At 58.3% G+C, this 12,639-nt stretch carries 10 protein-coding genes; 7 read left to right on the forward strand and 3 right to left on the reverse strand.

Annotated elements, in window-relative coordinates; genetic code table 11:
- The first annotated feature begins 31 nt into the window (after positions 1 to 31).
- Both HMPREF2656_RS07630 and HMPREF2656_RS07635 read left to right on the forward strand, forming a co-directional pair.
- Entirely contained in the window at positions 32 to 1,543 is a 1,512-nt protein-coding gene (locus HMPREF2656_RS07630) for an amino acid permease (protein WP_083319481.1), read from the forward strand.
- Between the two features lie 31 nt (positions 1,544 to 1,574).
- Positions 1,575 to 2,603: an ornithine cyclodeaminase gene (locus HMPREF2656_RS07635; RefSeq protein WP_070816251.1), complete on the forward strand. Its 1,029-nt coding sequence runs from the start codon at positions 1,575 to 1,577 to the stop codon at positions 2,601 to 2,603.
- 88 nt (positions 2,604 to 2,691) lie between these two features.
- On the opposite strand, the gene HMPREF2656_RS07640 is transcribed toward HMPREF2656_RS07635, so the two are convergent.
- The gene (locus tag HMPREF2656_RS07640; RefSeq protein ID WP_070816252.1) at positions 2,692 to 3,216 is read right to left on the reverse strand and encodes an alkylhydroperoxidase, AhpD family; all 525 of its coding nucleotides are present in this window, start codon (positions 3,214 to 3,216) and stop codon (positions 2,692 to 2,694) included.
- A gap of 86 nt (positions 3,217 to 3,302) precedes the next feature.
- Entirely contained in the window at positions 3,303 to 3,899 is a 597-nt protein-coding gene (locus tag HMPREF2656_RS07645; RefSeq protein WP_070422344.1) for a peroxiredoxin, read from the reverse strand.
- Between the two features lie 115 nt (positions 3,900 to 4,014).
- On the opposite strand from HMPREF2656_RS07645, the gene HMPREF2656_RS07650 reads away from it, so the two are divergent.
- Together HMPREF2656_RS07650 and hrpA are read left to right on the forward strand one after the other, a co-directional pair.
- Positions 4,015 to 4,971 carry a hydrogen peroxide-inducible genes activator gene (locus HMPREF2656_RS07650; protein WP_070483803.1) on the forward strand — a complete coding sequence of 319 codons (957 nt, stop codon included), beginning with the start codon at positions 4,015 to 4,017 and terminating at the stop codon, positions 4,969 to 4,971.
- Between the two features lie 15 nt (positions 4,972 to 4,986).
- Positions 4,987 to 8,925, forward strand: coding sequence for an ATP-dependent RNA helicase HrpA (gene hrpA / locus HMPREF2656_RS07655; RefSeq protein ID WP_070816253.1), 3,939 nt, complete (start codon positions 4,987 to 4,989; stop codon positions 8,923 to 8,925).
- On the opposite strand, the gene nrdR is transcribed toward hrpA, so the two are convergent.
- On the reverse strand, positions 8,922 to 9,383 hold the full coding sequence (gene nrdR, locus HMPREF2656_RS07660; protein WP_070422341.1) for a transcriptional regulator NrdR: 462 nt from the start codon (positions 9,381 to 9,383) through the stop codon (positions 8,922 to 8,924). The two genes, hrpA and nrdR, sit on opposite strands and share 4 nt — an antisense overlap.
- A gap of 657 nt (positions 9,384 to 10,040) precedes the next feature.
- On the opposite strand from nrdR, the gene lexA reads away from it, so the two are divergent.
- The 3 genes from lexA to HMPREF2656_RS07675 all read left to right on the forward strand — a co-directional run bounded on the left by lexA (position 10,041) and on the right by HMPREF2656_RS07675 (position 12,632).
- Complete coding sequence (gene lexA, locus HMPREF2656_RS07665) at positions 10,041 to 10,688, forward strand: transcriptional repressor LexA (RefSeq protein WP_083284773.1); 648 nt, start codon at positions 10,041 to 10,043, stop codon at positions 10,686 to 10,688.
- A gap of 104 nt (positions 10,689 to 10,792) precedes the next feature.
- Positions 10,793 to 11,593, forward strand: coding sequence for a DeoR/GlpR family DNA-binding transcription regulator (locus HMPREF2656_RS07670; protein WP_070451043.1), 801 nt, complete (start codon positions 10,793 to 10,795; stop codon positions 11,591 to 11,593).
- A 55-nt stretch (positions 11,594 to 11,648) separates the two neighbouring features.
- Entirely contained in the window at positions 11,649 to 12,632 is a 984-nt protein-coding gene (locus HMPREF2656_RS07675; protein WP_256381253.1) for a 1-phosphofructokinase family hexose kinase, read from the forward strand.
- Positions 12,633 to 12,639 lie beyond the last annotated feature (7 nt).

Below are 12,639 nucleotides of genomic sequence, written 5' to 3' on the forward strand. Positions count from 1 at the left end.
CCACTAACCGACACAACCCTGGGAGAACCCGATGACTACGAAACCACCACCATCGGAAGCATCAACTCGTCCTAAAGCTGGCGTCATTCCTGACGAAGATGCCGGCTTGCAGAAAGGGCTGTCCACCCGTCAGATCAACATGATCGCAATTGGCTCGGCGATCGGTACCGGTCTGTTCCTTGGCGCAGGTTCGCGCCTTGAGGCCGCCGGACCGTCGCTAGCCCTGATGTACCTGCTCTGCGGTTTCATCGGATACCTCATCCTGCGGAGTCTGGGTGAGCTCATTGTCCACCGTCCAACCTCGGGTTCGTTCGTGTCCTACACTCGCGAATTCTTTGGCGAGAAGGCCGCATACGTCTCGGGCTGGTTGTACTGGTTCAACTGGGCAGCGACCGCCGTTGCTGACGCGACAGCACTTGCGATCTACATCCGCTGGTTCGGCCAGTTCTACGGTTGGATTAACGACATTCCGCAGTGGGTCATCGCACTTGCGATCATCGCTCTTGTGACGGGCATGAACCTCGTCTCGGTGAAGTTCTTCGGCGAGATGGAGTTCTGGTTCTCCCTGATCAAGGTGGCGTTCCTGCTCACGTTCCTCGCGGTCGGCATCTTCATGGTCATCTTCGGCAATCCGAGTGGTGATCTGACTGGCCTGACGCTCATCTCCGATCACGGTGGCTGGTTCCCGAACGGCGTACTGCCGGCACTGATCGTGATCCAAGGCGTCGTGTTCGCTTACGCAGGTATCGAGCTGCTGGGCACGACCTCTGGTGAGGCAAAGAACCCCCGTAAGGACATCCCGAAGGCGATTAATGCTGTTGTCTTCCGCCTGCTGGTGTTCTACTTCGGCTCCGCGCTCCTGCTGTGCATGCTGCTGCCGTACACCCAGTACTCCGGTGACGAGTCACCGTTTGTGACTTTCTTCAACTCCATCGGCGTGCCGTATGCCGGTCCTATCACTCAGTTGGTGGTCATCACCGCTGCGTTGTCCTCCCTGAACGCCGGCCTCTACTCCACGGGCCGCATCATGTACTCGCTGTCCAAGGCCGGTTCCGCACCGCAGTGGGCAGGCAAGGTCACCAAGGGTGGTGTGCCCTACGGTGGCATTCTGATGACCACCGGCGTCGCCCTGTTCGGCGTTGTGCTCAACTACTTCGTGCCGGAGGCAGCGTTCGAGGTTGTGTTGAATATCGCGGCACTTGGCACGATGGCGTCCTGGGCGGCAATTTCCCTGTCGCACATGCGCTTTGTGCGGCTGGCCCGGCAGGGCAAGTACACCCGTCCGGATTACCGCGCACCATTCTCGCCGTTCACCGATATTGTCTCGCTGCTGTTCCTTGGGCTGGTTGTCGTGCTCATGGCCTTCGACTACCCAATTGGCACCTGGACACTGATTGTGTCGCTGCTGATGTGGCCGGCGCTTGCGTTCGGCTGGTTCAAGGTCCGCGATCGCGTTGAATTCATCTCGCGTTCGCACGTGAACTACGAGCACGTCACTGGTGAACAAGCACCCGACATTGATCCCCCAATCGTTACCCATTAATCCCCTCACACTTTTGAAAGGAACTGCCCATATGACTCAACTTGTCGACGTCACCAACATGTGCCGCTGGATCGACCACCACGGTGTGGAGAAGATCATCGCCGGCATCCTCGAATACATCGAAAAGGACTTCGTCCGCTGGGAGGAATTTGACAAGATTCCGCGCGTGGCCAGCCACACCCCTATCGGTGTCATTGAACTGATGCCCACCTCCGACTCAATCGAATACGGATTCAAGTACGTCAACGGCCACCCGTCGAACCCGGCTCGTGGCTTCCAGACTGTGACCGCTTTCGGTTTCCTGGCTGACGTAGACAACGGATACCCTACGTTTGAAGCCGAGATGACCTTGCTCACCGCACTTCGTACTGCTGCAACCTCCGCAATGGCGGCAAAGTACCTCGCGCGCAAGGACTCTGAAGTCATGGCGATGATTGGCTCCGGTTCCCAGTCAGAGTTCCAGGCACTCGGGTTCCGTGCGGCGCTGGGCATCGAGCGGGTTCGCATCTTCGATATCGACCCGAACGCTATGGAGAAGTTCCGCCGCAATATCGAGCCACTCGGCATCGAGGTCTACATCGCCGACAGCGTTGAGGATGCGCTCGAAGGCGCAGACATCATTACGACCTGCACCGCCGACAAGGCCCAGAACACCATCCTGGACTACTCGTTGGTTCGCCCGGGCGTCCACATCAATGGTGTGGGCGGCGACTGCCCCGGCAAGACGGAGCTTGATCCGCGCATTCTTGACGACGCCACCGTGTTCGTCGAATTCCCTCCCCAGACCCGCATCGAGGGCGAGATCCAAAACAAGGGCGAGGACTTCGAGGTCGTCGAACTGTGGAAGGTCATCGCAGGCAAGGTCCCGGGCCGCTCTAGCGATGAGGAGATCACACTGTTCGACTCGGTCGGCTTCGCAATCGAGGACTTCTCCGCCCTGCGCTACCTGCGCGACTCGACTGCTGGCACCGACTTCCAGACCTATATTGAGTTGGTCGCCGATCCGGATGATCCGAAGGACCTGTTCTCCCTGACCACCAAGGTGCTCAGCCCCATGTAGAGCGCTCTGCCTAACGACGAAACGCCGCTGGCCCCGAACAGAAAGGTTCGGGGCCAGCGGCGTTTAATCGTCGATACGCGCTAGTGGCTTAGCGTGCGTCTTCGATAGTGACCGTCTGGGCAACAGCCTGGACAACACCGGCAACCTTGATGGACTCCCAGACCTGCTCCTTGGTCAGGCCTTCCTCGCGGACGGTGTTGGCGTGGGCGACGGCGCAGTGCTCGCAACCATTGATGGTGGAAACGGCGAGCGACCACAGCTCGAAGTCAGCCTTTTCTACCCCCGGCTTGGAGATGATGTTCATGCGAAGGCCGAACTTCACGTTGGCGTAGTCGTCACCCAACCAGCCCTTAGCGCGGTACGCGACGTTGTTCATCGCCATGACAGTGGCCGCACCGAAGGCTGCGTCGATGGCCTCCTCGGAGAGGTGCTCCTTGGCCTCGTCGGTGATCTCGGAGATGACGGTTGCGTTGCGGGTCGCGGCCGCGGAGGCGACGAGCGTGCCCCACAGTTGCTGCTCATTCAGCTCGGTCGAGCGGGTCAGCGAACCAAGGTTGAGCTTCTGGTCCTTTGCGTACTCGGGAAGTGCGTTGCGCAGGTTATCGATAGACATACGTTGATCCTTTCAGTTGGTATGGGAGCGCCCCGCCACTCCAGCGGTAAGGAGCGCGGGGCGGCACGGAAACTAAAGTTCGGGTGCTACTTCAGGGACTCCTGGACCACAGCCATCTTGTCGATGTTCTTGGTCGGGTCGTTCTTCTGCCAATCGCAAGCGCAGACCTCTTCAGACTGCAGAGCGTCGAGGACACGCAGGACCTCGTCGACGTTACGGCCAACAGCGTCCGGGGTGACGGACACGAACTGGATGATGCCGTCCGGGTCGATGATGAAGGTTGCACGGTCTGCGACACCGTCAGCGTTCTCAACACCGAGGGCGCGGATCAGGTCGTGGCGGATGTCCGAGAACATCGGGAACGGGATGTCCAGCAGTTCCTCGTGGGTTGCACGCCAGTTGAAGTGCGAGAACTCGTTATCGATGGAGCCGCCGAGCACCTGGGTGTCGCGGTCCTCGAACTCCTCGTTGAGCTTGCCGAATGCGGCGATCTCGGTCGGGCAAACGAAGGTGAAGTCCTTCGGGTAGAAGAAGATGACCTTCCACTTGCCCTCGTACTTATCCAGGGAGACGCGCTCGAAGTAGTCGTCCGGGGAAGCAGCGTTAGCTTCCTTCAGGTTGCCACCCTTCAGTGCGAGAAGGTCGAACTCCGGAAAACGCTCTCCAACGGTCATGATCGGCATGATGATCCTCCAAAAGAATCTGGTCAAACGAATGTGTTTCGGACGTAAAACAGTATGACACAGTTCGCAGAAGGTTGCAACCAAAAACCTATTAGCCGGTGTAGGATTCATAAGTATGAGCAATCGAGAGTATAAACCGACACTCGCACAGATCCGTACCTTTGTCACGGTTGCAGAACAGAAACACTTTGTGAGCGCAGCAGCGAAACTTGGCATCTCCCAGCCTTCCCTGTCACAGGCTTTGGCGTCGCTTGAAAATGGTCTTGGCCTGCAACTTATCGAGCGTTCCACCCGGCGCGTGATCGTCACCCCCACCGGTGAAGCGCTGTTGCCATATGCGAAGGCAACCCTCGACGCTGCCGATGCTTTTCTTGCCCAGTCGCGCGGAGCGCTCGGCGAGCTCGCCGGCCCACTGAACATTGGCATCATCCCTACAATTGCGCCGTATCTCCTTCCGGGAGTGCTTATTGGGATCGAGGAAAACTACCCGGATTTGGAACCGCGCATCGTAGAAAACCAAACGGATCAACTGTTAAAAATGTTGCGCGACGGGCAACTCGATCTGGCAGTGCTTGCCACTCCGACGCACGCACCAGGTTTGGAGCAATTGCCGCTTTACGACGAGCCGTTTGTGGCAGTGACCAATCCGGACGATCCACTTGCCGGCCGCACCGATCTGGGGCTGGACAGCCTGAAGGACCTCAACCTTTTACTACTGGATGACGGCCACTGTCTCCGGGATCAGATTGTGGAGCTGTGCAAGATCGCTGAGGCAACTCCCGGCGCGCGCAAGCATGCTGTGACACGCGCATCGTCACTGACCACGATCGTCCAGTTGGTCGTGGCAGGGCTGGGGTCAACGTTGATTCCGGCCTCCGCGGTAGGCACTGAGTGCTCTCGCCCCGGAGTCGCTTCCGCAACGTTTGCAAACGGCGTACAGGCGCAACGCACGGTGAGCTTGGTCTACCGCGCGTCCTCGCAGCGTGTTGCGGAGTTCGAGCAGTTAGGGCAACTCGTGAAGGCTTCGTATGAGCGGGCCCTGGAATCAGGTAAATCCCTGCTTCCGCGCTAAGCTCTGCCTCTGGCTATGACTGATCATTCTTCCTCCTCCCCCGCCCCGCCGAAGCCGCAGCTCTACGATGCGCTCGATGCTGTACCGATTGCGGATGTTCGACGGTTCCGTAGGCGACTCAAAAATGCGAGCGCGCCGGATGCGCTGCGGGCGATTGGGAAGGATATTGAGAGGGCACGGGGTGTCGTCGAGAAGCGCGATGCTCTGATCCCTGAAATTACTTACCCGGAAAACCTGCCGGTGTCTGCGCGCCGCGACGACATCATGGAACTGGTGCGCGACAACCAGGTCGTTGTTATCGCCGGCGAGACGGGATCGGGCAAGACCACCCAGATCCCAAAGATGCTGCTGGAGATGGGGCGTGGCCGGCGTGGACTGATTGGACACACGCAGCCGCGCAGACTCGCCGCTCGCACCGTTGCGGAGCGCATCGCCGACGAGCTCGGCCAGGACATCGGTGAATCTGTCGGCTACGCCATTCGTTTCGACGACAAAGTAACCCCGTCTACTGCGGTCAAGCTGATGACGGACGGCATCTTGCTCACAGAGATGCAGCGCGATCGCTTCCTCAACGCGTACGACACGATCATTATCGACGAGGCCCACGAGCGCTCACTCAACATCGACTTCCTGCTGGGCTACCTCAAGCGACTGCTGCCCAAGCGGCCGGACCTCAAGGTGATTGTCACATCTGCGACCATTGACCCGGAGGCATTTGCCAGCCACTTCGCCGACGCCGAGGGCAACCCAGCTCCGATTATCGAGGTCTCCGGGCGTACTTACCCAGTCGAAATCCGCTACCGACCACTGGTTGAGCAGATTCAGAAAAAAGACGGCTCCATCAAGGAGATTGACACCGACATGATCGACGGTGTCGTCGCCGCCTGCAAAGAACTTATGGGTGAGGGCAACGGCGACATTCTGTGTTTCTTCTCTTCAGAGCGCGACATCCGTGACTGCATGGAGGCGATTGAGAAGCAGCACTGGCGTGGCGTTGAGGTTGTTCCGCTGTTCGGTCGCCTCTCCAACGCGGAGCAGCACCGTGTGTTCTCCCCACACTCGGGTCGTCGCATTGTGTTGTCGACAAACATCGCCGAAACGTCTCTGACCGTGCCGGGCATCCACTATGTGGTGGACACTGGCCTGGCGCGTATCTCGAGGTATTCGACACGCACCAAGGTCCAACGTCTGCCTATCGAGGAAATCTCCCAGGCTTCCGCGAACCAGCGTTCGGGCCGATCGGGCCGTACCGCCGACGGCATTGCCATCCGCCTGTATTCGGAGGAGAACTTCGAAGCGCGCCCAGAGTTCACTGACCCGGAGATTCTGCGCACAAACTTGGCGTCAGTCATCTTGCAGATGATCTCGCTGCGGCTTGGGGATATCAATGAGTTCCCCTTCATCCAGGCGCCTGACCATAAGGCGGTCCGCGACGGACTTATGCTGCTGCACGAATTGGGGGCGATCTCGCAAAAAGAACGTGGTGGCGCACCGACCCTCACCAACGTTGGCCGCGATATTTCCCGCATTCCTGTGGACCCCAAGATGGCCCGCATGCTGGTGGAGGCCAATCGCCTCGGCGTGCTTGATGACGTCACTGTCATCGTCGCAGCCATGACCATCCAGGATGTTCGAGAACGCCCCTTGGAGTACCAGGCCCAGGCCGACCAAGCACACGCCCGCTTCAAGGACAAAGAGTCCGACTTCCTGTCATCGCTGAAACTGTGGGACTACATCGGCGATTCCCGCGACGAGCTGTCCGGCAACGCATTCCGTAAGCGTATGAAGCGCGAGTTCCTCCACTACATGCGCATCCGTGAGTGGCGCGATCTTGTCCGCCAATTGCGCGACGTGGAGCGACAGCTCGGCTGGTCTCCCGCCGATAGTGTCGCGGGTGAGCGCGATGCAGCTGCAGTCCACCAGTCGCTCTTGACTGGTTTGCTCTCCAATATCGGCGCGCGTGACGGCAATTCCAAAGAGTTTCAGGGAGCGCGCGGGACACGGTTTATGGTCTTTCCCGGCTCGTCGCTGGCTAAGCGGCCTCCGGAGTTTCTCATGGCCGCTGAACTCGTCGAAACGTCACGGCTCTGGGCTCGTGACGTAGCCAAGATCGAACCTGCTTGGGTTGAGCGTGCCGCCGGCGACCTGCTCCAACACTCCTATTCGGAACCTGTGTGGTCGCGTAAGCGTTCCGCAGCGATGGTCCACGAAAAATCCATGCTTTACGGCGTGACCATCGTGCGTGATCGGCTTGTTCCCTACCACCGGGTGGATCCTGCCGCTGCGCGCACAATGTTCATCCGCCACGCGCTGCTGGAGGGCGATTGGAACCGTCACCATAAGTTCATCGACCACAATGAAGCGTTGCTTGCGGAAGCAGCCGAGGTCGAGGAAAAGGTTCGCCGCCGCGGCCTTGTCGTCGACGAAGATACGTTGTTCGACTTTTACGACGCTCGCCTGCCCGACAATGTCACCACCGCTCGCCACTTTGATTCGTGGTGGAAGAAACAGCGTGCGAAAGACAAGCATTATTTGGACTTCGATCCGAACGCATTGCTTGACGACGACAACGTTGACGCCTCTGCGACCGCCTTTCCCGAGGCCAAGCGCCAGGGCTCCGTGGAATACGCACTGCGCTACAAGTTCGAACCGGGCGACCCGTTTGATGGAGTCACTGTCGAGGTACCCGTGCCACTCCTGGCAAACCTTGACCCTGACGGCTTCGATTGGCTCGTCCCAGGCTTGCGCTCTGAACTCGCTGCCGAGATGATCCGCACCCTACCGAAGGCGTTACGTAAAACCGTCGTCCCCGCCCCCGACTTTGCGCAGCGTGCACTCGAGGTAATGCCCGAGGACGTCAACACGGACATCCCGTTTACTGAAGCGCTCGCCGATGCGCTTCGAAGCGTTGGTGGCCGCGGTATTAACGCCACGGATTTCAACCCCCAGGCGTTGCCACCGCACTTGCAGGTTACCTATGCGGCAATCGACCGCCGCGGCAAGATCGTCGACCACGACAAGGATCTCGCAGCGTTAAAACGCCGTCAGGCGGGCAAGATTAAGTCGTCTGTATCCAAAGCTGGACGCCAATCGGAGTCTGAGTCTGTAAAAAAGTGGACGTCGGACTCGCTCGGCGCTGTACCGGAGACTGTGACCACAACAATCGACGGTAACGAGGTTGATGCTTACCCAGCACTCGAAGCTACAAAAGACGGTGTCAAGGTCACGGTGCACCCGACGAAGGCTGCTGCCGACGCGTCGATGGTCACTGCGACACTGACGTTGCTGTTGCGCGAAATCAGCGTTAATGCGCAGCAGATGACCAAGGGCCTACCGCTGCGCCACAAGGTCGCTGTTGACCGCTATCCCCACGGCGGAGCAAATGGCCTGGTCGAGGATGCTCGTGTAGCAGTGATTCGTGATCTGATGATGTCGCACGGGGGGCCGGTGCGCACTCCGGAGGAGTTCGACGCCCTTCTCGCCGAGATTAAGCCACAGGTCTCGGGTGGTGTAAGGCGTGCTGTGGTCAACACTGCTCCAGCGCTTGCCGCGTACGCCGACATTTCGGTGGAGCTCGATCAGTGGGAGGGGCCTGCGATTGATGACATGCGTTCGCAGCTCGTCTTCTACCTCCCCCGTCACGCAATAACGGTTCATGGGGTGCAGCACTTGCAGCATTTGCCGCGCTATATCGATGCGATGCGGATCCGGCTGGAGGATATGCGTCTGGACCCGGACCGAGATGCTGACCGCCAGGAAGTTGTCGATGGGGTGAAACGCTACCTTGCTGATCATATGAAGCGACTTCCCACACAACGGTCGAAGACGCGGGCCTACAAGGATATTCTTTGGCTCATTGAGGAGTTGCGGGTCAGTTTGTTCGCGCAGCGACTTGGCACTCCCCGACCGGTCAGCCAGCGCCGGATTGAGAAGAAAATTGATGCGCTGCGCTAGCGATATTCTTCGCGGTCGCGCCGACGCATAAGCCTGATTTCCGACTCGAAATCGTCGGCACTTTCAAACGACTTATACACAGATGCGAAGCGCAGGTATGCAACCTCGTCAAGCGCACGAAGTGGCTCGAGTACTGCCAAACCAATCTCGTGAGCAGGAACCTGCGAGCTGCCCTGCGCACGCACGATTTCTTCGACTTCTTGTGCGAGGCGCTTCAGTGCATCGTCGGAAACGTCCCGACCTTGACATGCACGCCGCACACCAACGATGAGCTTGTCGCGGTCGAACGGCTCACTTACTCCATTACGTTTGACGACGGTGAGTACCGCGTTTTCAACAGTGGTGAATCGACCACCGCATTCTGTACATTCACGGCGACGGCGAATTGCAGAGCCTGCTTCGACAAGTCTGGAGTCAGCGACTCTGGTCTGTTCGTTATGACAGAAGGGGCAATACATAGGGCTCAGAATACCCCTCTAGCGGACCGCCTCAGAGTCTGCGATGAAAACCGGCTGGGACGATCCCGGCACCTGGTCTGCATCACTAAACACTCCACCAAACGCAGAGCCGGCTAAAAGCGCTCCAGTCAGCAACGCTGCTAAGACGAAACCTTCCTTGCCCTCGCGGTGAGATTCGAATGCCTCAGATACATATTCCCGACGTCCATAACCTAGGTTCTCTGTACGCTCACCTTTTCGATCAATAACGTCAAGCGTTCGAACACCGCTATAAACACCGCTACGATCTCGTCCTGGATTAAGGTCCCACACCTCGACCGGCTGCGCTAACCGAGGCGTCCGAGATACACCGCAATCGCTCCCATACCCACTGTTCACTGCTGGATTAATCGTTACCGACATTTCACTCTCCTTCAATCTCGTGCACCACTGTACGAATGCACTCGACATGTTCGAATATGTAATCGTTTGTATGTTCGATTCCGCTTACATGTTCGATTTATAGCAAAGCGAGCAAACACTGTCTAGCCCAAAGCGGAAAATATCGAACAAACTTGCCCTCTCTGGTAGGTTCTATGCCTACAGACCTAGAAACAGAGACACGCGGAAAGAGGAAGAGCGGTGGCAAAGAAAAAATCTGACGCAGGCAATCTCGACATGAGCACACTTTCAGACAGGCAACGTCGAATCCTTCAGGTCATCCAAGACGCCGTTGTGCTCCGCGGCTACCCGCCAAGCATCCGTGAGATCGGCGACGCTACCGGGCTGCAATCAACCTCATCCGTGGCATACCAGCTCAAGGAACTGGAGAAGAAGGGCTTCCTGCGCCGCGACCCCAATAAGCCGCGTGCCGTGGATCTGCGCCACCTGCAACAGACAACCAAACCGAAGCGCAAAACCCCCCAGCAGGACACGCCCGAGGACGCGACTCCCGCGCGTTTCGTTCCAGTTTTGGGACAAATAGCAGCTGGTGCACCTATCCTGGCCGAAGAAAACGTCGACACCTATTACCCACTTCCTAGCGACCTACTCGGTGATGGCGACGTTTTTATGCTTCAGGTTGTTGGAGAGTCCATGCGCGATGCCGGCATCCTCAACGGCGACTGGGTTGTTGTACGTTCGCAGCCTGTTGCCGAGGAAGGCGAGTTCGTCGCTGCATTGCTTGACGGCGAGGCGACAGTCAAAGAGTTCCACCGCGATTCCACCGGTGTGTGGCTCCTTCCCCACAATGATGCGTTTGCCCCAATCAAGGGCGATAACGCAGAGATCATGGGGCGTGTTATTTCCGTTTTCCGCACCCTTTAGCGGGAATTTGCCCTCCTTTAGGGGCAAAACAAACACAATCGCAGACATCCGGGCATGAATGTCTGAAATACTGAGTACTCCGACCAAAACGTTTGAGGAGTGCGATGTACGCCGAGGAGCGCAAACGCCAGATTGCGTCACTTACTGCTGTGGAAGGCAGGGTGAGCGTCGCTGAACTCGCGGAGAAGTTCGATGTCACTGCCGAAACGATCCGCCGCGACCTCACCGCACTTCACGCCGATGGGATTGTGCACCGCGTACATGGTGGTGCTGTTGCAAACCAAGCGTTTCTCACCTCTGAACTCCCGCTCGATGCCCGGTCTCGTGCGGCATCTGATGCGAAAACCGCGATCGCGAAAGCTGCACTGGATTTTCTCCCCCGCCACGACAACGCCGCGATTTTTCTGGATTCTGGCTCTACAACCAGTTACTTTGCACAGTTGCTTTGCGAGGGCACCCGCGCTCAAGACTGCTCTATCGTGACAAATTCGCTGCCAATCGCCCTGGATCTTTCCTCCGCAGGCCTTGATGGCGTACAGCTTCTTGGAGGGTCAGTTCGTGCAATTACGCAAGCGGTAGTTGGTGCGACTGCACTTCGAACGTTGGCATTGCTCCGCGCCGATGTCGCATTCATTGGTACCAATGCTCTGACGATTGACCACGGCCTATCTACCGCCGATTCTCAGGAAGCAGCCGTGAAATCGGCCATGGTCACAAATGCCCAGAAGGTCGTGGTCTTGTGTGATTCATCGAAGATCGGCAACGATTACCTTGTCAGTTTCGCACCCCTCGATGCCATCGACATCGTCATTACCGATAGTGGTGCACCTGAGACATTCCTCGAAGATCTCGAGCGCAATGATATTGAGGTCGTTCTTGCGCCGGTGACATCCAGCACACACTAATTCCGATTGTGTGGGATTCGTTGCAAAAACGGATACAGTCGGACACACTGGTTGTGTGAGCAGCACAAAGAACACGGTGCGGGTAGTCACCCTCACCCCAAACCCCAGCATGGATGTGACCGTAAACGTCCCCGTGCTTAAACGCGGTGAGGTTGCGCGGATTTCCCAGACCCGAAAAGAGGCGGGTGGAAAAGGGGTCAATGTCGCGCACGCGTGTGCCAAAGCGGGCATTCGAACCATCGCGATTGCCCCCTGTGCCCCCTCCGATCCGTTTGCGGACGTCATCCGTGAACTGCCGGTGCAGTTTCACCCCGTTGCTATCGCGGCATCGGTGCGAACCAATACTGCGATCGTTGAAGATGACGCAACAACGACAAAGATCAACGAACCAGGAGCGAGGCTTTGCGACGACGAAAAGGCGGCCGTTGAATCAGCTATAGATTCAGTCGTCGCAGACGCTGAAGCCGTCGTTCTTGCAGGATCGCTTCCCCCTGGTGTCCCAACTGACTGGTACGCAGATCTTGTGGAGCGCATCCGTCGGGTTAATGCTGGCGCGCTGGTCGCAGTGGATACTTCCGATGCACCGCTGCAGGCAATTGGTGAGCGACTCGATACGAGCGCGCCGGACGTGTTGAAGCCAAACGCGTTTGAGCTCGCGCAGCTCACCGGTGGCGACGGCAGCGCATTGGAGCGCAGCGCTTCCGAGGGCGACTACGCCGCCACCGTTTCGGCAGCACAGAAACTGATTGACCACGGGGTCAACGAAGTACTGGTCACCTTAGGCGGCGCCGGTGCATGCTTAGTTACTCGCGCTGGTGCGTGGGCGGCGACCCCACCTCCAGTCACGGTGCTCTCAACCGTCGGCGCTGGTGATAGTTCGTTGGCTGGCTACCTGATGGCACGGATCGCCGGGGATGAACCAGCCGAGTGCCTCCGCCGTGCAGTGGCGTACGGCTCGGCTGCGGCGTCGCTGCCGGGCACTGGCATCCCCTCTCCTTCCGATATCGACCTTGAACACACTCACGTGTTCCCCGTATAACTGCATG

The organism is Corynebacterium sp. HMSC034B08 (assembly GCF_001835805.1).
Lineage (GTDB): Bacteria > Actinomycetota > Actinomycetes > Mycobacteriales > Mycobacteriaceae > Corynebacterium > Corynebacterium coyleae.